Origin of the sequence: Hyphomicrobium sp., assembly GCF_009026145.1 — a bacterium.
Taxonomy (GTDB): Bacteria; Pseudomonadota; Alphaproteobacteria; order Rhizobiales; family Hyphomicrobiaceae; genus Hyphomicrobium_A.
Window position 1 is genome coordinate 31,029 of the sequence record NZ_WBUE01000027.1, and the last position, 21,847, is coordinate 52,875.

At 65.4% G+C, this 21,847-nt stretch carries 20 protein-coding genes and 1 pseudogene; 8 read left to right on the top strand and 13 right to left on the bottom strand.

The window, feature by feature from the left end; all coding sequences use genetic code 11:
• Positions 1 to 458 precede the first annotated feature (458 nt).
• On the top strand, positions 459 to 1,004 hold the full coding sequence (locus F9K20_RS17330) for a GcrA family cell cycle regulator (RefSeq protein WP_291004717.1): 546 nt from the start codon (positions 459 to 461) through the stop codon (positions 1,002 to 1,004).
• 87 nt (positions 1,005 to 1,091) lie between these two features.
• On the opposite strand, the gene phoB is transcribed toward F9K20_RS17330, so the two are convergent.
• The 7 genes from phoB to F9K20_RS17365 form a co-directional block, all read right to left on the bottom strand.
• A complete protein-coding gene (phoB, locus tag F9K20_RS17335; protein WP_291004720.1) occupies positions 1,092 to 1,778 on the bottom strand; it encodes a phosphate regulon transcriptional regulator PhoB in 687 nt (228 codons plus the stop codon).
• A 24-nt stretch (positions 1,779 to 1,802) separates the two neighbouring features.
• Complete coding sequence (gene phoU, locus F9K20_RS17340) at positions 1,803 to 2,513, bottom strand: phosphate signaling complex protein PhoU (RefSeq protein ID WP_291004723.1); 711 nt, start codon at positions 2,511 to 2,513, stop codon at positions 1,803 to 1,805.
• Between the two features lie 80 nt (positions 2,514 to 2,593).
• Entirely contained in the window at positions 2,594 to 3,406 is an 813-nt protein-coding gene (gene pstB, locus F9K20_RS17345; RefSeq protein ID WP_367115818.1) for a phosphate ABC transporter ATP-binding protein PstB, read from the bottom strand.
• A gap of 28 nt (positions 3,407 to 3,434) precedes the next feature.
• Positions 3,435 to 5,168, bottom strand: a complete 1,734-nt coding sequence (pstA, locus tag F9K20_RS17350) for a phosphate ABC transporter permease PstA (protein WP_291004729.1) — start codon at positions 5,166 to 5,168, stop codon at positions 3,435 to 3,437.
• Positions 5,161 to 6,552 (bottom strand): phosphate ABC transporter permease subunit PstC, encoded by a 1,392-nt coding sequence (gene pstC / locus F9K20_RS17355; RefSeq protein WP_291004732.1) that lies wholly within the window; start codon positions 6,550 to 6,552, stop codon positions 5,161 to 5,163. The genes pstA and pstC overlap by 8 nt, the downstream gene beginning before the upstream one ends.
• A gap of 143 nt (positions 6,553 to 6,695) precedes the next feature.
• The gene (locus tag F9K20_RS17360) at positions 6,696 to 7,751 is read right to left on the bottom strand and encodes a PstS family phosphate ABC transporter substrate-binding protein (protein ID WP_291004735.1); all 1,056 of its coding nucleotides are present in this window, start codon (positions 7,749 to 7,751) and stop codon (positions 6,696 to 6,698) included.
• 273 nt (positions 7,752 to 8,024) lie between these two features.
• A complete protein-coding gene (locus F9K20_RS17365; protein WP_291004737.1) occupies positions 8,025 to 9,386 on the bottom strand; it encodes an ATP-binding protein in 1,362 nt (453 codons plus the stop codon).
• A gap of 136 nt (positions 9,387 to 9,522) precedes the next feature.
• On the opposite strand from F9K20_RS17365, the gene ppk2 reads away from it, so the two are divergent.
• On the top strand, positions 9,523 to 10,404 hold the full coding sequence (gene ppk2, locus F9K20_RS17370) for a polyphosphate kinase 2 (RefSeq protein WP_291004740.1): 882 nt from the start codon (positions 9,523 to 9,525) through the stop codon (positions 10,402 to 10,404).
• Positions 10,405 to 10,421: 17 nt separating this feature from the next.
• Here ppk2 and F9K20_RS17375 read toward each other — a convergent pair whose 3' ends face one another.
• Complete coding sequence (locus F9K20_RS17375) at positions 10,422 to 10,889, bottom strand: DUF4112 domain-containing protein (protein ID WP_291004743.1); 468 nt, start codon at positions 10,887 to 10,889, stop codon at positions 10,422 to 10,424.
• Between the two features lie 179 nt (positions 10,890 to 11,068).
• Here F9K20_RS17375 and F9K20_RS17380 point away from each other — a divergent pair, with 179 nt between their 5' ends.
• Both F9K20_RS17380 and F9K20_RS17385 read left to right on the top strand, forming a co-directional pair.
• Positions 11,069 to 11,359 carry a hypothetical protein gene (locus tag F9K20_RS17380; RefSeq protein ID WP_291004746.1) on the top strand — a complete coding sequence of 97 codons (291 nt, stop codon included), beginning with the start codon at positions 11,069 to 11,071 and terminating at the stop codon, positions 11,357 to 11,359.
• Between the two features lie 125 nt (positions 11,360 to 11,484).
• Positions 11,485 to 13,458, top strand: coding sequence for a transglycosylase domain-containing protein (locus F9K20_RS17385; protein WP_291004749.1), 1,974 nt, complete (start codon positions 11,485 to 11,487; stop codon positions 13,456 to 13,458).
• 270 nt (positions 13,459 to 13,728) lie between these two features.
• Here F9K20_RS17385 and F9K20_RS17390 read toward each other — a convergent pair whose 3' ends face one another.
• Together F9K20_RS17390 and F9K20_RS17395 are read right to left on the bottom strand one after the other, a co-directional pair.
• A complete protein-coding gene (locus tag F9K20_RS17390) occupies positions 13,729 to 14,484 on the bottom strand; it encodes a M48 family metallopeptidase (protein WP_291004752.1) in 756 nt (251 codons plus the stop codon).
• A gap of 188 nt (positions 14,485 to 14,672) precedes the next feature.
• A complete protein-coding gene (locus tag F9K20_RS17395) occupies positions 14,673 to 15,281 on the bottom strand; it encodes an SCO family protein (RefSeq protein ID WP_291004754.1) in 609 nt (202 codons plus the stop codon).
• 616 nt (positions 15,282 to 15,897) lie between these two features.
• Here F9K20_RS17395 and F9K20_RS17400 point away from each other — a divergent pair.
• Together F9K20_RS17400 and F9K20_RS17405 are read left to right on the top strand one after the other, a co-directional pair.
• On the top strand, positions 15,898 to 17,253 hold the full coding sequence (locus tag F9K20_RS17400) for an ActS/PrrB/RegB family redox-sensitive histidine kinase (RefSeq protein WP_291004759.1): 1,356 nt from the start codon (positions 15,898 to 15,900) through the stop codon (positions 17,251 to 17,253).
• Positions 17,254 to 17,502: 249 nt separating this feature from the next.
• Positions 17,503 to 18,072: an ActR/PrrA/RegA family redox response regulator transcription factor gene (locus tag F9K20_RS17405; RefSeq protein ID WP_291004762.1), complete on the top strand. Its 570-nt coding sequence runs from the start codon at positions 17,503 to 17,505 to the stop codon at positions 18,070 to 18,072.
• Between the two features lies 1 nt (position 18,073).
• Here the strand turns inward: F9K20_RS17405 and F9K20_RS17410 are convergent, their stop codons facing one another.
• Positions 18,074 to 18,586 carry an MmcB family DNA repair protein gene (locus tag F9K20_RS17410; RefSeq protein ID WP_291004765.1) on the bottom strand — a complete coding sequence of 171 codons (513 nt, stop codon included), beginning with the start codon at positions 18,584 to 18,586 and terminating at the stop codon, positions 18,074 to 18,076.
• 162 nt (positions 18,587 to 18,748) lie between these two features.
• Here F9K20_RS17410 and F9K20_RS17415 point away from each other — a divergent pair, with 162 nt between their 5' ends.
• Both F9K20_RS17415 and F9K20_RS17420 read left to right on the top strand, forming a co-directional pair.
• A complete protein-coding gene (locus F9K20_RS17415) occupies positions 18,749 to 20,521 on the top strand; it encodes an ATP-binding protein (protein WP_291004768.1) in 1,773 nt (590 codons plus the stop codon).
• Entirely contained in the window at positions 20,518 to 21,393 is an 876-nt protein-coding gene (locus tag F9K20_RS17420) for a hypothetical protein (protein WP_291004771.1), read from the top strand. The genes F9K20_RS17415 and F9K20_RS17420 overlap by 4 nt, the downstream gene beginning before the upstream one ends.
• Here F9K20_RS17420 and F9K20_RS17425 read toward each other — a convergent pair.
• Both F9K20_RS17425 and F9K20_RS21365 read right to left on the bottom strand, forming a co-directional pair.
• The gene (locus F9K20_RS17425; protein WP_291004774.1) at positions 21,390 to 21,647 is read right to left on the bottom strand and encodes a DUF2442 domain-containing protein; all 258 of its coding nucleotides are present in this window, start codon (positions 21,645 to 21,647) and stop codon (positions 21,390 to 21,392) included. The two genes, F9K20_RS17420 and F9K20_RS17425, sit on opposite strands and share 4 nt — an antisense overlap.
• A 78-nt stretch (positions 21,648 to 21,725) precedes the next feature.
• Positions 21,726 to 21,836 (bottom strand): annotated as a pseudogene (locus F9K20_RS21365) (hypothetical protein); the annotation flags it as partial.
• Positions 21,837 to 21,847 lie beyond the last annotated feature (11 nt).

Here is a 21,847-nt window from a genome sequence, read left to right on the forward strand (position 1 = left end):
GGGGATTGGCCGACGGGCATCCACTGCCGGCTGCCCGGCGGACCCAGCAAGTATGGGCAATCAGGCCACGGGCCGCGCCGTTGCATGTTGCGAATATACCACCTGTCCCGATGGATGCCCGGAGCGCCAGATCTCTGATCTTGTAGGCCCAATTCTGGCTGTTGTAGGTTTCTCTCCATCGCGGCACGAGGCCTGGCGTTGATCGCCGGACACTCGCCCGAGTTGCCCGATGCGCATCGGCGAAGCAGTTGCTCGCCCTGTCTAAGATGCGTTTCGCGTCAAGCGTCTTTCAGTACGCGTCACCCCAGTAAAGCGTCCCCGTAACCGGCCAGGCATTGGCTTGTCGCGTTCGTCGTGGCGTGTCCGCACGCTCCGCGTCGCGCCCCTGTCTGTCCCGACTGTCAATCGGTGTGCGCCCTTACTAGCGCGCGCCCCTGATGCTCAGGGAGCGAAACTTTATGGCTTGGACGGATGAGCGCGTGGAGCTGCTGAAGAAGCTCTGGGGCGAGGGCTTGAGTGCAAGCCAGATCGCCGGGCGGCTCGGCAGCGTCACGCGCAACGCCGTGATCGGCAAGGTTCATCGGCTCGGCCTGTCGGGGCGCGCCACCACCTCGCGCATGAAGAGCCACCGCCCGCGTCAACGCATGGCGTCGAAGCGCATGGCCAAGGCGCGCTTCTCCGCCACCGGCAACCCCGCCTTCCGCGCCCTCTACCAGGAGACCGAGGTGTACGTTCCGGCGGTCGAGGAAATCGTCATCCCGCTCGCCGAGCGCAAGACCATTCAGACGCTGGTCGAGTGCAGCTGCCGCTGGCCGATCGGCGACCCGCAGGCCTCCGACTTCCATTTCTGCGGCAAGAACAAGGTGCCGGGCCTGCCGTACTGCGAGTTCCACGCGCGCCGCGCCTTCCAGCCGCCGCAGGCGCGCCGCCGCGAGCGCGAGACCGTGGAGACCACCGTCGCCGGTCCGCATGACCTCACCATTCCGCGCAAAGAGACCGCCTGAAGCGCGGACATCGCGAACATCTCCGCAACTAGCCAGCGCGCCGGGCGATGAGTCCGGCGCTTTTTTTTGTGAGATTGCAGGCCTGCGTCAGGCGTCGCCGAACACGTATCCGGCCGAGCGTACGGTGCGGATGGGGTCGCGCTCGTTGCCGCGGATCAGCGCCTTGCGCAGACGGCCGATGTGGACGTCGACCGTGCGCTCGTCGACGAAGGCATCGCGCCCCCACACGCCGTCGAGCAGCTGCGTGCGCGACAAGACGCGCCCCGAACTCTCCATGAGAAACTCGAGCAGCCTGAACTCGGTCGGGCCAAGGCGCACCTGGCGCAGGCCGCGTGTAACGCGATGCGCCGCGCGGTCGAGCTCGATGTCGCCGATCTTCAGCACCTCGGCGACGCGGTCGGGCGAGGTGCGCCGCAGGATGGCCTTCACGCGCGCCATCAGCTCGGGCAGCGAGAACGGCTTGACGACGTAGTCGTCGGCCCCGGTCGACAGCCCGCGGATGCGGTCCGTCTCCTCGCCGCGCGCGGTCAGCATGAGGATCGAGACATTGCGCGAGTCCGACTTGGAGCGCAGGCGCCGGCACAGCTCGATGCCTGACACGCCCGGCAACATCCAGTCGAGCACCACGAGATCGGGGCGCTCCTCCTCGAGCAGGATCAGCGCCTCCTCGCCCGTCTCGGCGTGCGCGACACGGAAGCCTTCTGCCTCCAAATTGTAGCGCAGCATCTCCGCCAGTGGCGCTTCGTCCTCGACGATGAGAACCTTAGCGGACATTCCGATTGCCCTGCCTCCTCGTCATCAAGTGCTGGAGATCAGCGTGGAGCTGGTCTGATCGTCCTTGGGACGATCGTCGGCGATGTTGAAGCCGCGCACCAAGAAGTGCACCGTCTCGGCGATATTGGTGGTGTGGTCGCCGACGCGCTCGATGTTCTTGGCGCCGAACAGAAGATGCGTGGAGATGCCGATGTTGCGCGGATCCTCCATCATGTACGTCAGCAGCTCGCGGAACAGGGAGTTGTACATGGCGTCGATCTGCGCATCGTTGCGCCACACCGCGAGCGCCTTGTCGGCGTCGCGCTCGGCGTAAGCGTCGAGCACCTCTTTAAGCTGGTTGAGCGCCAACTCCACCATGTGGCGGATGCCCGACATCAGCGGCTTGGGGTGCGATTCATCGGCAATGGCGAGTGCACGCTTGGCGATGTTCTTGGCGAGGTCGCCGATGCGCTCCAGATCGGTGGTGATGCGCAGGGCGCCCATGATGTGGCGCAGGTCGTCGGCCATAGGCTGGCGGCGGGCGACCATGGAGATCACCTGCTCCTCGATCTCGCGCTCCAGGTTGTCGATCGACTTGTCGGACTGAACGACTTCCTCGGCCAGCTTGGGATCGCGCTTTTCCAGCGCTCCGAGAGACTGACCGAGAAGCTGCTCGGCGAGACCGCCCATCTGGGCGATCTTCTTGTCGAGCAGCGCCAGCTCTTCTTCGTAAGACTTTACGGTGTGCTCGTTCATGGAAGGCTCTCCTGCCGGACGTGTCGGGCGTGCTGTCGGGGGCACCGCTGGGCGGCCAAAGGGGAGGAGGGTGCGCAACATCAGCCGAACCGTCCTGTGATGTAATCCTGGGTGCGCTTGTCTCTTGGATTGGTGAAGATATCGGCCGTTGCTCCTTCTTCGACCAGGTTGCCGAGATGGAAGAAGGCCGTGCGCTGCGACACGCGCGCCGCCTGCTGCATGGAGTGCGTGACGATGATGATGCAGTAGTTCTGCCGCAGCTCGTCGATCAGCTCCTCGATCTTCGCCGTGGCGATCGGGTCGAGGGCCGAGCACGGCTCGTCCATGAGGATCACTTCTGGATTGACCGCGATCGCCCGCGCGATGCACAGACGCTGCTGCTGACCGCCGGAGAGGCCGGTCCCGGAGTCCCCTACGCGGTCCTTGACCTCTTTCCACAGGCCGGCCTTCTCGAGGCTCAAGTGTACGATCTCCTCCAGGTCGGCCTTGGAATGGCTCAAGCCGTGGATGCGCGGCCCGTAGGCGACGTTCTCAAAGATCGATTTGGGGAACGGGTTGGGCTTCTGGAACACCATGCCGACGCGGGCGCGCAACTGCACGACATCAAGCTTGGGATCGTAGATATCCTGATCGTCAATGGTGATCTTGCCCGTCACCCGGCAGCTCGGGATGGTGTCGTTCATGCGGTTGATGCAGCGCAGGAACGTCGACTTGCCGCAGCCCGATGGGCCGATGAAGGCCATGACACCGCGATCGGGCACGTCGACTGATACGTCGTTCAAAGCGCGCTTGTCGCCATAATAGACGTTGACGTTGGTCGCACTGACCTTCGGTTTGGAGTGCGCCGCGACCCCGTCGGAGTGCAGGACCGCCTCAGCATGCTTGTCGACCATGGTGTGCATGACAGCCTCGGTTGAGTTCCTACCAACGTCTCTCGAACTTCTTGCGCAGCCAGATTGCCGTGCCGTTCATCACAAAAAGGAACATGAGCAGCACGATGATGGCGGCCGCCGTCTTGGCCTTGAACGCAGTCTCCGGCAGATCCGACCAGAGGTAAATCTGAACCGGGAGCACGGTCGCCGCGTCAGTAAAGCCGTGCGGGATATCGACGATAAAGGCAATCATGCCGATCATCAGCAACGGCGCCGTCTCACCCAGCGCGTGCGCCATGCCGATGATGGTGCCGGTCATGATGCCCGGCATCGCCAAGGGCAGCACATGGTGAAAGATGGCCTGCTGGTGTGAGGCTCCGACGCCGAGGGCGGCTTCCTTGATCGATGGAGGAACTGCCTTGAGCGCCGCGCGCGCCGCGATGATGATCGTCGGCAGGACGAGGAGCCCCAGGGTAATGCCGCCGACCAGCGGTGCCGAGCGCGGCATACCGAAGAAGTTCAAGAACACGGCAAGGCCGAGCAGGCCGAAGACGATCGACGGCACCGCTGCCAGGTTGTTGATGTTGACCTCGATCAAGTCGGTGATCCGACCCTTGCGCGCAAACTCTTCGAGATAGATCGCGGCCATCACGCCGATCGGCAGGCAGAGGACGAGCGTGACGATGAGCGTCAAGGCTGAGCCCACGAGCGCGCCGCGGATGCCGGCCAGCTCCGGCTCGCGGCTGTCGCCCGCCGTCAGGAACGTCCAGTTGAAGGTGCGCTCCACCTTGCCAAGCGCCTCGAGGCGCTCCAGGAACGCAACCTCCTGGTCCGTCACCTTGCGATTGCTCTCCGGCGTCTCGTAAGTGACGAGCTGCCAAGTGCCCGGCTTCGCCTCATCCGTCGATTGCAGTGGAAGGAGCACGTCGCCGGTGATCGAGACATCGCTGATCTTGGCGATCTTGACGAGCCCGCCATTGATGGCGACCAGCAGGCTCGGCATCCGGTCGTCAAGCGTTTCCTCGACCTTCGGGAGGTCAACGCGTTTTTGCAGCTCGGTGGCTTCGTTGCGCAATGCGTTTACCCGGGATGCCACCGCCTCCCCGCCGAACAAATCGAGCCGATCGGCCTCGGCGCGAAGCCTTTCGGCACGCTTGGCGAGGCGCTGCTTGATGAGGACTAGCTCGCTGGCAAAGTCGTTGGCCGAGGTCAGCACGGTGATCTCGCCCGACGTCCCGCTGGGGGTCGCGGTGCCGCGCATCTCCCGCGTGGTGATGGGTGTGCCCTCATCCTTGTAGTAGAGGTCGGCGTTGGCCGACATGATCAACGGTGTCCTTATGGTCTGACCGACGAGGCTCGGGTCACTGACGAGGCGCTGGCGAAGTGCGTCCGCGGCACCTGTGCTCAAGAGCCGAGTAAGCTGCTTTTGCGCACTGCGGCTCATCTCGCCGGGGATTGCGGTTTCGAGCGCGGCCTTGGTCAGCGGATAGTAATCGGCACCGCGAATGGAGGCAGCATCCACCTTTCCGCCAGCGGAGACGGCGTCGCGATCGACCCTGACGTCGAGCACCAGCTGATACTGCCAGAAGGCGGGTAGCCCACGGTTCAGAACGTCGGCGATGAGCACCACGACGAAAACGGTGGTGAGCAGCAACGCACCCAGGCCGTACAGCTTGAACCGCTTCTCCTTGCGGTAGCGGGCGCGAATGCGGGCCTGCGCCTTCGCCGACGTCACGTCGACGCGCCTCAGGGAACCCCGGCCGGAGGCAGCGATGTCAGTCATATTGCTCCCGATACCTGCGAACGATGCCCAGCGCGATGATGTTGAGGATCAGCGTCACGAAGAAGAGCACGAAGCCAAGCGCGAAGGCCGCCAAGGTCTTGGCACTGTCGAACTCCTGATCGCCGACCAGAATGGTCTTGATCTGCACGGTGATGGTGGTCACCGCCTCGAGCGGATTGAAGGTCAGATTGGCCGCCAGGCCCGCCGCCATGACGACGATCATCGTCTCGCCGATGGCGCGGCTGATGGCGAGCATGAAGGCGGACACGATACCGGGCAGCGCCGCCGGCAGAACCACCTGCTTGATCGTCTCCGATTTCGTGGCGCCCATGGCATAGGCCCCATCGCGCAACGACTGCGGCACCGCGTTGATCACGTCATCGGAGAGCGAAGAGATGAAGGGAATGATCATCATCCCCATGACGAGGCCGGCGGCGAGCGCCGATTCCGACGCAATGTCGAGTCCGAAGTATTGACCCCAGCCGCGGATCAGCGGCGCCACGGTCAGCGCCGCGAAGAAACCGAGCACGACGGTGGGAATGCCGGCAAGAATTTCCAGTACCGGCTTGGCCCAGGCGCGGAAGCGATTGGTGGCATATTCCGAAAGATAGATCGCCGAAAAGAGGCCGAGCGGGCCAGCCACGAGGATGGCAATCAACGTGATGAGGAGCGTGCCCGTGAGCAGCGGGACGAAGCCATAGGCGGTCTTGATGTCCCCCTGATCGGCGCGCATCGCCGCCTGCGGGTTCCATTCCGTGCCGAACAGGAATTCGGGAATGGTCGGTCGGCCCTTCAGGCTCGGGTCGAAGAAGAAGCGGATCGTCTCGTAGAGCACAGAGAACACGATGCCGATGGTCGTGAGGACGGCGACGGCCGCGCACAGCAACAGCACGGCCAGCACGATGCGCTCGAAATAGTTGCGGGCACGGAAGGTCGAACTGATGCGGCCGACGCTCAGCGCACCGGCAACCAGCGCCGCGAGCACGCCGCCTCCGAAAATGAGCGAATTGCCCCAGGCGAGCGTCGATTTCAGTGCCCGCGATGCCTCCACGAGCGCATCCGACGGCGTGCCTGAGAACTGCCCGGCGACGAGATTGCGGATGTCGCGCAGCGTCGCGCCGCGTTGCAGCGCATCGTCCATGACCTCGGGCGGAAAGTAGGCAAGCGCCTGGGTCTCAGCCAGCTTGCCGAGGAGCGGCACGCCGATGGCATAGATGAGCAGCATGGGCACGAAGACGGCCGCAGCCGCGAACAGCCCGTGGTAGTTCGGCAGCGAATGCAGGGACCCGGCACCACTCTTGAGTAGTCCGGCCGCTCTGGAACGCGCAACGAAAAAAGCGACCAGAACCAGCACCGCCATGGTGGCGAAGTAATAGCCGGACATTCGACTCGTTCTCCACCCTTCTGCAGTAGGATTGCACACTCGCAGGTCACGCGATCCAGCGCAGGGATTACGCTAAACGTCGGCATGCAGCGAGGGAATGGGCCACCATCGCGATAACGACGGTGGCCCCAGGGTCGTTAATCTTAGTTCACAAGCTCAGCGGACAGCGTCTTCATGCCGAGCGCCGTCTCGCGGACCTTGTCAGCCTCTTCCTTGGGAAGGGCAACGAGACCCTTGCGCGCAAGGTAGCCGTCCTTCGACATCGCCTTCTCGGAAACGTACTCCTCGACGAACTTGTCGATGCCGGGAACGACGCCGACGTGCTGCTTCTTCACATAGACGAAGAGCGGACGGGCGCCCTTGTACTTGCCGGCAGAGATCGCGTCATACTCCGGCTCGACGCCCTCGATCGGCACGCCCCTGAGCTTCGCGGTGTTCTCCTCGAGGAAGGAGTAGCCGAAGACGCCGTAGGCGTCCTTGTTGGCCTCGAGCTTCTGCACGATCACGTTGTCGTTCTCGCCGGCCTCGACGTAGGCGCCGTCCTTGCGGATCGACTTCCAGACCTTGTCGAACGCCTTGGAGTCGGCCTTCTTGAGATCCTTCAGCGACGGGAAAGCCTCGGCGCCCTTCTCCATGAACAGCTCATGGAACGAGTCGCGCGTACCCGACGTCGGAGGCGGGCCGAGAACTTCGATCTTCACGTTCGGCAGAGACGGATCGATGTCCGACCAGTTCTTATAGGGATTGGGGATGAGCTTGCCGTCCTTGTCCGGTACCTGCTCGGCGAGCGCCTGGAATACCTGCTGGCGGGTCAGCTTCGTCTCGGCGCCAGCCTTGGACTGCGCGATCGTCAGACCGTCGATGCCCACCTTGATCTCGACGATATCCTTGACGCCGTTCTTCTGGCAGTCCTCGTACTCACCCTTCTTGATGGCACGCGAGGCATTGGTGAGGTCGGGATGGCCCTCGCCGACGCCGGCGCAGAACAGCTTCATGCCGCCGCCGGTACCGGTCGACTCGACGACCGGCGTCTTGCCGCCGCCGGACTTGCCGAACTGCTCGGCCACCGCGGTGGTGAACGGATAAACCGTCGACGAGCCAACAATACGGATCTGGTCGCGGGCAACAGCCGTGCCGGCGAACGCAAACGTGCCAACGACGGCCGCCGCCGCCGTGCAGGCGATAAGCTTTTTGCTCACACTGATCTCCTGATCTTGGAGGTGATGACGGGGCCGTGCGGTTACAACCGCACCTCGTGAACCTCCCCCCGCCCGGCGCCCCTGCGCCGTGCGGCTTAGATAGACCAATGCAACGATACTTTAGTGACAGGTTAACGCTTTGAAATTAATGTATTAATGTTAGCGCTTTCGACTCTGGCTGCGACCAGGGCCGCCACCCCGTCGGCGCCAAATGGCCTCCTCTCCGCCGCAAATCGCGCAGCCTGCGGTTGCCAAGACAACGAGCCTGGCCAGCTAGGCCGCGGTGCCGAGCTCCTCGAAGCTTGCCGTGAACGTCGAGCCGGCGCCGAGCCGCGAGGCAATGCGCAGCTCGCCCCGGTGCCGGTTGAGGATGTGCTTGACGATGGCGAGCCCCAGCCCCGTGCCGCCCTTCTCGCGGCTGGAGGTTACGTTGACCCGGTAGAACCGCTCGGTGAGCCGGGGCAGGTGCTCCGGGGCGATGCCGGGCCCCTCGTCGGTGACGCTCACCCAGACTTTGGCGCCGCTGGCGCCGCGCGGGGCATCGCGCCCGACGCGCACCTCGATGTTGCCGCCCTCGCGTCCATACTTGATGGCGTTCTGAATGAGATTCTGCAGCACCTGCACGATCTCCTCGCGATCGCCGCGGATGCGCGCCGGCGCCCCCTCCCGCACCAGCGTCACCTTGGCCTTGGCCGCCTCGGCGACCGGCTCCAGCGACTGGCAGACGTAGGCTGCCGTCTCGTTCAGCTCGACGATGCCGCGCGGTGGAAGATGCACGCGCATCTCCACGCGGCTCAGCGACAGCAGATCGTCGATGAGCCGCGTCATGCGCTCGGCCTGGCTGGCCATCAGCTGCAGGAAGCGCTTGCGGGCATTGGCATCGTCGCGCGCCGGACCCTGCAGCGTCTCGACGAAGGCGCGCAACGAGGCGAGCGGGGTGCGCAGCTCGTGGCTGGCGTTGGCGATGAAGTCGGCGCGCATCTGCCCCAGCCGATCCTGCTCGGTCAAATCGCGGAAGGTGACGAGCACGTGCGGCGCGTATGGTTTTCCCGAGCGCGCCAGCCACGATACGGTGGCCGCCACGCGGCGCTCCACGGGCACGCGCTCGATGAGCTCGACATCGATGCGCTCCTCCTCGGAGGCCAGCGCGCGGTCGACGGCGACGAGCAGATCCGGGCTGCGCGACACCTGGCTCATCGGCAAGCCGCTGCGGATCCTGGGAAACATCTCGGCCGCGAGGCGATTGTGGTGCAGCAGCGTGCCTGTAGCATCCAGCGCCAGCGCTGCGGTCGGAATGGCGTCGATTACGGCGCACCAGCTGTTGCGCTCAGACTCGCCCTGGCGAGTGCCGACGGACGTCATGGTGTTTCCCGAGATTGCATCGATTATTGCCGTTGAATCGAGCGGCCAGACTGCGGCGGCGAGCAGCAGCGCGAGCACCGCCGCGAATGCCGCCAATCCCCCCAGCGCACCGAGCAACACCAGGGCGGTGAGGATAGCGGCGGCGGCGACCACCGGCATCCAGCGCGCCGCCAATCGCCGCTTGGCGGCGGTCAGCGCCTCTCGGGCCCGAGTTTCGGCCTCGGCCCTGCGCTCCGCCCAGCGCACGCTGCTCAACGCAGTGCCTAACGACATCTTGTGCTTGGGCTCGGGATCATTCGCTAAATCCATCGATGCTAGATAATCGGGATCATAACGCCTTTCAAACATGACAGGCGCACGTCATGGGATTCACCTTACAATGGAGGCGCGGATAGATGGGGAAGGCTCGATGAGCTCGAAAAGCGCCAACAATGGCAAGACCAAGAACGCCGGGCCTTACGCGTTCGACATCGACAATCCGGTCTTGCCGCCGGAGATCGCCGAGCATGCGCTCACCTCGGGTGGCTACCCATACGACGAAGAGCTGAAGAAGAAGACCTACAGCGAGGAGCTGGTGGAGCTGCAGCTCGAGCTCTTGAAGCTGCAGGAGCATGTCCAGAAGACGGGTGCACGCCTCCTGGCGCTTTTCGAGGGCCGCGATGCTTCCGGTAAGGGAAGCTGTATCAGCCGCTTCCTCGAGCGCCTCAATCCGCGCCACGCGCGCTCCGTCGCCTTGTCGAAGCCGACCGAATGCGAGCGCGGCGAATGGTATTTCCAACGCTACGTCAGACATCTGCCGACGGCCGGCGACATCGTCCTCTTCGACCGCTCCTGGTACAACCGCGCCGGCGTCGAGCGCGTCATGGGCTTCTGCACGCCGGCGCAGACGGAGGCGTTCCTGCGCGATGCACCCGACTTCGAGGCGCTCTTGGTGCGCGACGGCTTCTCGCTCTTCAAATTCTATCTCGTGATCGGACGCGAGATGCAGCTCATGCGCTTTCACGAGCGCCGCCATGATCCCTTCAAGCGCTGGAAGATCACCGATATCGACCTTGCCGCTATCGACAAGTGGGACGACTATTCGCGCGCCCAGCACGAAATCTTCAAGCGCACGAGCAGCGCTCTGGCGCCATGGATCGTCGTGCGCGCCAACGATCAGCGGCGCGCTCGCCTCGAGACGATTCGCTGGGTGCTTTTCAACTCCGACTACGCCGACAAGGACAAGCGCGCCGTCGGCGAGCCCGACGCCAAGATCATTGGCACCGGTCCCGACTACTTCAAGGCGCAATGAGCGCTAGCGGAGCGCCGCTAAGCGACGCGGCGATAGTCGCCCTCGATGATCGGGCCGCGGCCGGCGCCCGGCGCTGCCACCTGATAGCCCTGCTTCTCCAAGTGCCGCTGTAAGAGCCGCAGATTCTTCATGTTGGCCTTGAAGGCAACGTCGAAGACGTCACCCACGACCGGCACCGCACCCACCACCGTGTCGATGAGCGTATTGGCGACCATGCGCCAAAGCGTGAGCTTCGACACGCCGAGCTGCTTGGCCTCCCAGATGAGGTAGGCGGCCACCGCGTGGGCGAGCACGTCGCCCAGCACGGGCACGAGGCCAATGATGGCGTCGAGCCCCAGCCGGATGCGGGTGCCGGGGACGGCGAACAGCGAATCCATCAGCCGCGCCACGGTGTTGATGCGCGCGAGGGCGGCTTCGACCTCGACCCGCTCCAGCCGCTCGATGCGCTCGTGGGTGCCGGCGGCGCCGGCCTTTACGTAGGCCATCTCCAAATACCCGCTCCAAATCGGGAACCGCGTGCTCTGCGGCCACAGTCGTCGCGTCTGCGCCCCGTTCCATATAGGAACGCATTTGCGCATGCTGTTAGGGTTGTTTCGTGGCGTGTGGGCCGGTGCTAGGCTGCTGCCCTCGGGCCACTGGTACCGTCTGCGAGGGGGGATTTCCCGTGCTGCGCTTCCTGCTGTCGATCGGCAACATCGTATTCTCGTTGATCCTCGGGGCGCTTCTCATGGCCGTCGTGGCCATCTACTCGCCCGAGACGCTGTCGATGATGCTGGGCTGGGCACGCAGCTTCAAGGCACTGATCACCTCCACGGGCCTCAATCCCAAGTACAACATCTGGCTGGAACTGCTGCTCGAGGAGCGCCAGCTCCTGCTGATGTTCTTTACCGTCATCGCGCGCATTATTCTGGCCGTCGTCGCCTATCCGATCATCCTGCTGCGCGAGAAGACCTGAGCCCGCAGCTGAGGTGGTGCGACGGCATGGTTTACTGAGCCTTAGCGGCAGACAGGTTAGGGTGACGGCGCGTGCGACGTGCCGCAAGATTTCAGCAATCTGTTTCCGAACGGAGCAGGCCTCGCATGGGCCTCTTTTCGTCATCGCCGCCGCCGCGCAAGCGCTCGTCGTTGAAGCGCCTCGCCCTGGTCGCCCCGCTCTATGCGTTGGCCGCAAGCGTCGCCGGCATCACGGCGTTGATGGTCTACTACTCGGTGATCTATCCCGATCCGCTGACGCTGCGGCCGCGGGAAAATGCGCCATTCGTGCGCGTCCTGGCGCGCGACGGCTCGGTCATCAGCGAGCGCGGCGGTGGCGACGATTACGTGCCGCTCGACCTCCTGCCGCGCTACGTTTCCGACGCCGTGATCGCCACCGAGGATCAGCGCTTTTACGATCACCACGGCGTCGACCCGTTGGGCATGGTGCGCGCGGCGATCACCAATCTGCGGGAGGGGCGGACGGTGCAGGGCGGCTCGACGCTCACCCAGCAGCTCGCCAAGAACCTCTACCTCAGTCATGACCGCACGTTCGCGCGCAAGCTCGAGGAGTTCACGCTGGCGCTGTGGCTGGAGTCGCGGCTCTCCAAGTCCGACATCCTCGAGCTGTATTTGAACCGCGTCTATCTCGGCGCCGGCGCCTATGGCATCGACGCGGCGGCGCGGCGCTATTTCGGCAAGCCGGCACGCAACCTGTCGCTCAGCGAGGCGGCCATGATAGCGGGCCTGCTCAAGGCGCCATCGAAGTACTCGCCGCTGTCCAACCCTTCCATCGCGCGCTCGCGCGCGCGCCTCGTGCTATCGCAGATGCAGGAAGCTGGCTTCATCACCGAGGACGAGCAGCGCAAGGCGGCGGAGGAAGTGTCCCGCTCGTTCGAGCGCTCGCAGCGCGCCGCTCCGGCCGGCGCGGACTACGCCGTCGACTACGTCATGGAGCAGCTCGCGCCCGCGTACGTAATGGGCGTGGCAGCAGGTGCCGAAGGTCTCATTGTCGAGACGACGCTCGACCGCACCCTACAAGCCAGGGCCTCGGCCGTCGTCGAAGAGTTCATTGCCTCGCGCGGGCCGCAGCTGCAGGCGAGCGAGGCGGCCGCCGTGGTGCTCGACCGCGACGGCGCGTTGCTGGCCCTGGTCGGCGGGCGCTCATACGCCGAGACGCAATTCAACCGCGCCGCCAAGGCGATGCGGCAGCCCGGCTCCGCCTTCAAGCCGTTCGTCTACCTCGCCGCGCTGGAGGCCGGCTATAGGCCCGACAGCATCGTGCAGGATCTGCCGCTTAGCGTTGGCGGCTGGGCGCCGCGCAACGACAACGGCGAGTACCTGGGGCCAATGCCGCTGCGCACGGCGCTGGCGAAGTCGGTGAACTCGGTGGCTGCGCGGCTCGCGCTCGATGTAGGGGCGGCGCGCGTTGCCCAGGTCGCGAGACGCGTCGGCATCCGCGCACCTCTCGCCAAGGACGCGACCCTGGCGCTCGGCACCTCCGAGGTGTCGCTGCTCGAGTTGACCGGTGCCTACAATGTGATCGCCAACGGCGGTCGCGCCGCCGAGACGTACGTGGTGCGGCAGGTGCGCACCCTCGCCGGCGAGGTGCTGTTCGCACGCGCGGCCCCGGCCCCCGTGCAAGTCGTCACCCCGGCGCACGTCGTCGCCATGAACGACATGTTGGGTGCGGCCCTCAACGACGGCACCGGCAAGCGCGCCGCCATCCCGCTGCACGCGGCTGCCGGGAAGACGGGTACCTCGCAGGGATTTCGCGACGCCTGGTTCATCGGCTACAGCACCTACCTGACGGCCGGCGTGTGGGCTGGCAACGACGACGGCAGCGCCATGAACCGCGTGGTCGGCGGCAGCCTGCCGGCGGAAATCTGGCGCGAGATCATGATCGGGGCGCACGCCGGCAAGCCGCCGCTGCCGCTGGCCGGTGCCGCGCCCGTCACAGCCAATGCAGACGCAGGGCCCGGCCATCCGCAGGAGCGGATCGCCGACGACTTCATCGCCCGCGCGCTCGGCGACGCACCGGTGTCCGCCACCGGCTCCATCGAGCAGCTCATATCGCGCTAATCCCGCACTGCGGACCTTAGAAGGCCGTAATTCGCTGAGGCCTCCCCTAGGTGTAGGTGTCATCCTCGGGCTTGTCCCGAGGAGCCAACTCCCCGCTCGCTCCGGCGCCAAAGTCATTGCGCGCCGCTAGACCGAGTTACAGGTCGACCCGCCGGGGTCGCTGCTTTGCTGGCACGGACGTCGACCCAGTAGCGACGTAGCACGCTCACCATGCGTCGGAGCGGACTGCACCGTGGGTCCTCGGGACAAGCCCGAGGATGACAGTAGGACTTAGTCGGCGTGCTCGGACGGTCCGTAGCGGTGCAAATCCAGGCCGTAGTGCTGCAGCCAGCGCTTGTCGTCTTTCATCGACGGCAGCAGCTGTTCGACGTGCGCCCAGAAGCGCGGGCCGTGATTCATCTCGGCGAGGTGCGCCACCTCGTGCGCGGCGACGTAGTCGAGGATGCGCGCCGGGGCGAGGATGAGACGCCAGGAGAACGAAAGCACTCCCGTCGTCGAGCACGAGCCCCAGCGGGTCGCCTGATCGCGGATGGCGATGCGCTTGGCTTTGACGCCGAGAGCACGCGTGTGCACGAGCACGCGCGCGTCGAGGTCGCGGCGCGCCTCCTCGGCGAGCCAGTCGCGCAGGCGCCGCGGTGCATGCTCGAGGCGCCCCGACACGCGTAGCTCCGGCAGGCTCGCCGTAGCGTGTGCGCGCACGACGCCGCCAGTGGCGCGCTTGCCGGTGAACACCAGGGTATGGAACTCGCCGCGCAGCGGCATCAGTGCGCCGTCGGTGAACGGCACCGGCGTGGGCAAGCTGTTCAGTCGCTCGCGCACCCATTCGATATTGCGGTTGAGAAAGGAGCCGGCCTCGCCGAGGTCGCACTGCACAGGAAGCGTGACGATGACCGCGCGCCGGGTGCGGCTGACGCGCAGCGTCAAACGGCGCGCGCCAGGGTGTCGTCTCACTTCAACCGGGCAATCGAGCTCTTCGATGCGCGGACGCTTCAATGCTTGCCCTTGCCCCCGAACAGTCTTCCGCACCGACTTCCCCCTCGTGCAGTGACACGACGTTGGTCGGAACAGCCTGCTGAAGCCAATGCGCAACACCGTTGGCTCGCAGGCGTCCTCTGACCTAATCGAAATTCGAACGTCCCGCCAGTGACAAAGCTCAATTGCGTAGACGATGAGGCAACACTGTGGCCTCGACGCCGCGTGATCAGATTTCGCTGTTAGAGCAGCTTGCCGAGCTTCTCGGCCATGGCATCGACGCTCGTCGCCGGCGTGAAGTGCGTGACGTACTCGCCGTCGGGCCCCATCAAGTAGATGATCGACGTATGGTTCATGCCGTACTCGGCGGGCGCGCTTTCGTTGGGCGTCTTCTCGTAAAAGACCCGGTACGCCTTGGCGACTCCAGCAACCTGCTCCGGCGTACCGGTAAGCCCTACCAGGCGATCATCGAAATTCTTCACGAACGCAGCGAGCTTTTCCGGCGTATCGCGCTCGGGATCGACGCTGATGAAAATCGGCGTCACCTTGTCGGCCTTGGGCCCCACCTTGTCGAGCGCTGCCGAGATGAGCTGCAGCCCCGCCGGGCAGATGTCCGGACATCCGGTGAAGCCGAAAAAGACGAGCATATAGCGGCCGCGGTAGTCCTGGTCGGTGACCGTCTTGCCGGTAGCGTCCATGAGGGTAAATGGGCCACCGATGAGCGCCTTGCCGCTCGTCGCCGATCCGGATTGGGGAAACAGCCTCTGCCGCGCCTCGGGAAATACGGCGATAGCGGCCACGGCGCCGAGCACGACGCCGGCAACGACACTCGCGATTAGCTTTGCACGCATGCTGACGCTTTCCTGTTGTTCTGGGGCAATTAAGCCGTAAGCGGGTTTAGCGCAACTCGGCTCCCGGCGCCCTAACGTCGCGTTGCCTGCGCTTGGGCGCGGTGCGCCAGCCATTTCGGCCATAGCTCATCGACAGCCTTGCGCCGCGCCGCGACGTGAATTGGCAGTGCGGTGTCGCGATCGCCGGCGCTATACCGCCGGTCGCCTGCGGGTGTAACGATGACAGGATCGGCGCCAAACTACCCAGGCATGGCTCTCCCAACGACCCGCAAAGAAGAATCCGTACGGGCTCCGGGCCCACTTCTGACAGCCGCGGGCCCCCTGAAGCCCATGCTGACGCCTTGCCCTCGCGCCGCAGCACATCAACCACGAACAGGCTCGTTGCGTCCGCAAGTGACCTCGACGCGACCGAGAGAGGATCGGGCCCCCACGCCAGCTGCCATTGGTGCCAGACCGGCTCGATGAAGCGCCGAGCGGAAACCGCAACCTCAAATAGTTGATGGATCATGTCGCCCGGTTAACATATTCGAAGCCCGCGGGCAGGCGTGGAGGCCAGAGCGTTGCACAGCATGCTAGGCTCGCCACCACCGGCCGGCCCTTGAGGACTTGCGTTTTGTTGAAGACGTTCACCCGCCCCAAGAAGAAGAACCAGCGCGTGCTCGCCGACCCGGTCAACAGCCGGCTGCGCCTGCACACGATCGTGCGCTTGCGCTGGATCGCCGTGCTCGGGCAGCTCGCCGCCATTTCGTTCGTCTCATTCGGACTAGGCTTTTACGTGCCTATCGGCGCCGCTCTCACCGTGATCGCATTGTCGGCGTGGCTCAACGTGTTCCTCGCCGTGTGGTATCCCTCGCGCCACCGCCTCAGCATTCCTTATGCGACCGGGCTGCTCGTCTACGACATCCTGCAGCTTGCCGCGCTGCTGTTCCTCACTGGCGGCATGGACAACCCGTTCACCATGCTGATGGTGGCACCGGTGACGGTTTCGGCGGCGACGCTACCGTTGCGCAATACAGTTGCGCTCGGGTTGCTGGCACTCGGTGCTGCTGCCTTTCTCGTCCGCTTCCATGAGCCTCTGCCCTGGTATCCCGGGGTCGAGCTGGAGTTGCCTATCATCTACAAGCTCGGCGCGTTTGCGGCGCTGTGCGTGTCGACCACATTCATCGGCCTTTACGCGTGGCGGCTCACGAAAGAGTCGCGGCAGATGTCGGCAGCGCTCGCGGCCACCGACATCGTCCTGGCGCGCGAGCAGAAGCTGCATGCGCTCGACGGTCTCGCCGCCGCCGCCGCGCACGAGCTCGGCACTCCACTGTCCACTATCGTGCTGGTGACCAAAGAGCTGGAGCACACCGTCAAGTCCGGGAGCCCAATGGCAGAGGACCTCGCGCTCCTGAAACAGCAGGCGCTTCGCTGTCGCGAAATCCTGCAAAAGCTGACGCGCCATCCGGGCGAGGAAGATCCCATGCATGCGCGCGTCAGCGTGCGTGCGATGCTCGAAGAGGCGGCGGAACCATATTATTCCGAGAAGATCACCATCAACATCGTCGCTGCGCCGGCTGCCGACACAGCGGCGCCAGGCCACCGTCAGGCCGAGGTCGAGCGACGTCCGGGCGTCATCTACGGGCTCGGCAACATCATCGAAAACGCCAGTGAATTCGCGACCTCGCGCGTGGATGTGAGGGCCGAATGGAGCGCCAGTGGCCTCGTCGTGACGATTGCCGACGACGGCCCGGGATTTCGCGCCGAAGTCATGGACAACATCGGGGAGCCGTACGTGACGACACGGCCGACGACGGAGACCGCGGATGGCATGCTGGACGAGGATTCGACCGGCCTGGGGCTTGGATTCTTCATAGCCAAGACGCTGCTGGAGCGCTCCGGCGCCACTGTCAGCCTCGCCAACCGCAGCGGCGCCCAGACGGGGGCCATCGTCACCGTGAGCTGGCCGCGCGCCTTTATTCTCACCCAGTAACCAAGCCTTCCCGCGCTTCGTGATGCGAAAAACGGCCCTCAAACTAATTCCGCATTGACAAAAAGGCTATCTTGAGGCTGACAGACCTGCGACAAGGTGCGACTTTACCGGGCAGGGCCCGGTTAAGGCTCGCCACGGGTCGGCTGCCATTCGCCAAGACGGCCCTCAGAAAGCAACTCTTGTTTTGAGTAGGAGGCGTTCGTGGAGGCGAAAGACGCTGCTGCCGATTCCGGATTGGCCGGAGGAACAATGAACCAACCAGAAGATCTTTCCTTCCGACAGGACGAACTGCCCGAGGATCGATCGCTCATCATCGTCGATGACGACCGCGCGTTCGCACAGCGACTCGTGCGCGCCATGGAGCTTCGCGGTTTCGAGGTGCGCGGCGCGCACTCGGTCGCCGAGGGCATTGAGCTCATTCGCGAGCGCGCGCCTGCATTCGCCGTGGTCGACATGCGCCTCGAGGATGGCAACGGACTAGACGTCATCGCCGAGCTCGCCCGTGTGCGTCCCGACGCGCGCGCCATTGTGCTGACGGGCTACGGCAACATCGCGACGGCGGTGACGGCCGTGAAGCTCGGCGCGGTCGACTACCTCGCCAAGCCCGCCGACGCCGACGACGTGACCGACGCGCTGCTCGCTCCTTCCGATGACAAGGCGCCGCCGCCGGAGAACCCGATGTCGGCCGACCGCGTCCGCTGGGAGCACATTCAACGCGTCTATGAATTGTGCAACCGCAACGTGTCGGAGACGGCTCGCCGCCTCAACATGCACCGTCGCACGCTGCAGCGCATTCTCGCCAAGCGGGCGCCGAAGTAGCTCACGAATTCTCCACGCCCGGATCGGACAGCATCTGCAGGCTGAAGGCGGCCGCGCGCGCAAAGCGTAACGTCATCGCCTTGCGGCGGCTGGCGGCAAGGCGCGCCTCCGGCGCCTGTCGCACAATCTCCCCGCCATAGCGGTCGGCGAAGATGAGGCCGGTGTCCGCCGGCAGCATCGCGGGCGGAAAATCGGGCGCTACTGCGAAGAACAGGGCATCGGAAAAATCCCGATAGTCCGGCCACTTGGCATCGACGCGCAAATCCTCGAGGCACGACTTCACCTCGATGATCCAGATGTCGCCCGAAGGCGACAGGCCGACGACGTCGGCGCGCCGTCCGTTGGGTAGCGGCAGCTCATTGACGACGGCAAAGGAAAGCGCCCGCAACAGACGCCCGACGCCGCGGCAAACCTCGCGCGTAACCGCGTCGCGGCCGGTGCCGATTGCCGCTTCGCGACAGGGCGCCGCCACATCGATGCCAGTTTCCCCGGCTTTATCCTCTATTGCCGTCATTTGACCACCATACGCCGGTGACATCCGCCGGCGAAGGATCGAGGGGGTGGGTCGCTCGGCGTGCACGCGCTCGACCCGACCGTCAATCGAGCTGGCCGGGGCGGGCTCGAATCTGATTTTAGGTGTCGCGGGCAACTCATCGAGGGACGAGCGCCTGACCCCATGTTCTTCAAACGCTCCAAGGTAGACAAGAGCAAGGCCGCCGGCAGCGCCGCAGACGCTGCGCCGGAGACGGCCGCCGCCATGCCCGCAGAAGCGTCTAGCAACGGCGCGGCTCCCGAGCCGGTCGAGCCGGCATTGCCGCTCGGCGCTCACATGGATCCTTCGGGACTGACCGATGCGGCGAGCCTCGGCTTCAAGACCACCGCCGACCTCTCTCCCACGCATGGTCCCATCGGCCAGGAGAAAGCGATGGAAGCCATCGCATTCGCCGCCGGCATCAAGGGCTCGGGCTACCACATGCTTGTCGTCGGGCCGACGGGCTCGGGCAGGCGCACGGCTACGCGCACCAGGCTGCAAGAGGCCGCGGCCAAGGCCGAGCGGCCGGCCGATTGGGTCTACGTCAGCTCGTTCGATCCAACGGGCGGGTTTCGCGCGCTGAAGCTGCCGCCCGGCACCGCGAAGCCATTTGCCGAGAAGATGGCACTCGCCGTCGATCAGCTAGCCGACGCGCTCCCCGCCGCCTTTGCCGCCGATGACTACGACCTGAAACGCCGCACCATCGAGGAGGAGTTCCGCTTCAGCCGCGAGGACGCGCTGGAAGCGCTGCGCCGCGAGGCCGAGGCGCAGAACATCGCACTGCTGCGTACCCCCGCCGGCATTGCCGTCGCGCCTGTCCTCGAAGGCAAGGTCGTCAAGACCGACGTGTTCAACTCCGTTCCCGAGGCGCTGCGCCGCGAGGTGGAAACCAAGATCGCGGCGCTCGAAGCGGAGATCGAGGCGATCCTCGCCGAGCGGCCCGAAGCCGAGAAGGAGCGGCGCGCACGCCTCGTCGCGCTCAACGAGCAGATCGCCGGGCGGCACGTGCGCGCGGCACTCGACGATATCAGGGCCGAGTTCGCCGAGGTGGCAGGGGTCGAAAGCTTTCTCAAGGCGGCGGCGCGCGACCTCGTGCGCAACGCCGGCCTGTTCGTCACCGCGCATGGCACGCAGGCGAGCAAGCTGACGCGCGCCACGGCGACACACCAGCGCTTTGCCCGCTACGCCGTGCACGTGATGGCAACGACTTCCGCCGCGTCCGGCGCACCCATCGTGCAGGAGGCTAACCCGACCTACGCCAATCTGTTCGGGCGCGTGGAGCTGGCGCCGGGCGATGGCCAGAGCCAGGTGGTGCGCATCAAGCCTGGTGCGCTACATCGCGCCAACGGCGGCTACCTGCTGCTCGATATCGACGCGCTGCTCGACAGCGCGGCGACGACGGAAGCGCTGCGCCGGGCATTGGAAGCCGAGGAGATCCGCTTCGATCCGCCGGCCAGCCCCGTTGGGGCGGTAGGCGACGAGGTTCCCGACCTCGAGCCGATCCCGCTCAATGTGCGATTGGTCGTTTTCGCCAACGCCGAGGCGCAGCGCCGTCTCGCCGGCAACTCGCAGCTGCGCCGCATGTTCAAGGTCGAAGCGGTGTTCCAGCACGCGGTGGAGCGTACGAAGGAGACGGTCGAGACGTTGGCACGTATCGTCGCCGGCGTCATCGACAAGCAGGGCCTGCGGCCGGTAGATGCTGCGGGCGTTGCGCTCCTGATCGACGAGGCTGCGCACCGTGCCGGTGGCAAAGGCAAGCTGTCGCTGCTCATCGGCGATCTCATCGATGTCTGCCGCGAGGCAGACCATTGGGCGGGGAACGAGAGCCGGGACGTTATTTCCGCCGTCGACGTCGAGCGCGCGCTGCGACAGCGGCGCTCGTCGGGGCCCAGCGGTGCGTTGGTGGAGGCGTCATGATTGCCCACGTTGCCGCCGCCGGAGAACGCAGTGGCCGCGTCGTGCTGTGGCTCGGCGGCTCGGCCGCGGCGAGCCGCTTCGCCATCGAGGCGGCGATGCTGCTCGGAAAGGCTTTTCAGGCCGAGGTCGAGAGCCTCTACATCGAGGACAAGCAGCTCTTCGACCTGGCAGACTTCCCGTTTGCGCGCGTTATCGGCGCTTCCGGCGGGGGCTGGCGGCCGCTGCCGCAGACGACGCTCGAGCGCGAGATGCGCTTTGCCGCCGCGGCGCTGCACCGGCAGGTGGCGGAGGCCGGGCTCGCCGCCAGTGTGCCCTGCCACGCGCGCGTCGTACGCGACGAGCCGCTGCGCGCGCTCTCCCGCGCCTGCGCCGAGAACGGGCCATGGAACGTCGTCATCGTCGGCGAGCCGCTCGCCCCAGGCGATGAGGCACGCCTGTCGGAGCTGTTCGAGCGAGTGCGCGACACGACCGGCGCCGTGATCGCCGGGCCATTGGCGCGCCGCACCAGCGGCCCCGTGGTGGCGGTAGTGGAGGAGTTCGAGCGTCTCGGGCCAATGCTCAAGGCGGCGCAGCGGCTGTCGGCCGTCACCGGCGGCGAGGTCAAGCTGACGCTCGTCGGCGACCGCCGCGACGAGCTCGCCTGGATGGAGGGCGAGGCGCGCCTCCTGTGCGCCGACGGCGACGATGGCGAGGTGGCCGATTTCGAGAGCGTGCTCGCCGCCAACGACGATCCGGCGCCGCTCGCCGCCGTGCTGCAGCGGCACAAGCCGGGCTTTGCGCTCGCCCAGTACGGCGGCCGGCTGATCGCGCCCGGCGCCAGCCTGCGCCCGCTCACCGCCGCGCTCGAGTGCCCGCTGCTCTTGGTGCGCTAGCGTTTGGACTTTGCCTTTAGTGGATACCGAGCCGGATCGCGGATGATATTGAGGCTCAGGTCCACATCCAGTGCGGGCCAATAGTAATGGCCTTGCGTTGGCTCTTCGACGTTAAGGACATCCTTCACAGACGCGTCCCTGAACCAGGGAAAGTCATCGAAAGGCAGGAACAGCTCTTCGGCACCAGCCAGCAGCCACAGGCCATGCTTTGAGATGTGCGTAACTTCAATGTCCGAAGTGATCGCGCCAGGCATTGGCAATCTCCAGACGATGCTCGACGATGACCTGCTCACTTTCCCCAGCTGCTTGCGGCTGAGCTTATGCTTGTAAGCAAGTTCAACCTCTGGCTCCAGCCAGAACTTCGCTTCGCCCTCATTGCACGTAACGTGAAATATGCATTCTCGGCTCTTCTCGCGAAATGAAGAAGAACCGATAGGGCCCATGGCGGAGTACG

What these genes read in the sequence shown, in the direction of transcription:
- pstA (WP_291004729.1), bottom strand. Translation starts at nt 5,168, where the DNA reads ATGACTGACATCGCTGCCTCCGGCCGGGGTTCCCTGAGGCGCGTCGAC.
- F9K20_RS17365 (WP_291004737.1), bottom strand. Translation starts at nt 9,386, where the DNA reads ATGTCGTTAGGCACTGCGTTGAGCAGCGTGCGCTGGGCGGAGCGCAGG.
- F9K20_RS17410 (WP_291004765.1), bottom strand. Translation starts at nt 18,586, where the DNA reads ATGACGGCAATAGAGGATAAAGCCGGGGAAACTGGCATCGATGTGGCG.
- phoU (WP_291004723.1), bottom strand. Translation starts at nt 2,513, where the DNA reads ATGAACGAGCACACCGTAAAGTCTTACGAAGAAGAGCTGGCGCTGCTC.
- ppk2 (WP_291004740.1), top strand. Translation starts at nt 9,523, where the DNA reads ATGAGCTCGAAAAGCGCCAACAATGGCAAGACCAAGAACGCCGGGCCT.
- pstB (WP_367115818.1), bottom strand. Translation starts at nt 3,406, where the DNA reads ATGGTCGACAAGCATGCTGAGGCGGTCCTGCACTCCGACGGGGTCGCG.
- F9K20_RS17375 (WP_291004743.1), bottom strand. Translation starts at nt 10,889, where the DNA reads ATGGCCTACGTAAAGGCCGGCGCCGCCGGCACCCACGAGCGCATCGAG.
- F9K20_RS17425 (WP_291004774.1), bottom strand. Translation starts at nt 21,647, where the DNA reads ATGCCTGGCGCGATCACTTCGGACATTGAAGTTACGCACATCTCAAAG.
- F9K20_RS17405 (WP_291004762.1), top strand. Translation starts at nt 17,503, where the DNA reads ATGAACCAACCAGAAGATCTTTCCTTCCGACAGGACGAACTGCCCGAG.
- F9K20_RS17395 (WP_291004754.1), bottom strand. Translation starts at nt 15,281, where the DNA reads ATGCGTGCAAAGCTAATCGCGAGTGTCGTTGCCGGCGTCGTGCTCGGC.
- phoB (WP_291004720.1), bottom strand. Translation starts at nt 1,778, where the DNA reads ATGTCCGCTAAGGTTCTCATCGTCGAGGACGAAGCGCCACTGGCGGAG.
- F9K20_RS17385 (WP_291004749.1), top strand. Translation starts at nt 11,485, where the DNA reads ATGGGCCTCTTTTCGTCATCGCCGCCGCCGCGCAAGCGCTCGTCGTTG.
- F9K20_RS17330 (WP_291004717.1), top strand. Translation starts at nt 459, where the DNA reads ATGGCTTGGACGGATGAGCGCGTGGAGCTGCTGAAGAAGCTCTGGGGC.
- pstC (WP_291004732.1), bottom strand. Translation starts at nt 6,552, where the DNA reads ATGTCCGGCTATTACTTCGCCACCATGGCGGTGCTGGTTCTGGTCGCT.
- F9K20_RS17415 (WP_291004768.1), top strand. Translation starts at nt 18,749, where the DNA reads ATGTTCTTCAAACGCTCCAAGGTAGACAAGAGCAAGGCCGCCGGCAGC.
- F9K20_RS17420 (WP_291004771.1), top strand. Translation starts at nt 20,518, where the DNA reads ATGATTGCCCACGTTGCCGCCGCCGGAGAACGCAGTGGCCGCGTCGTG.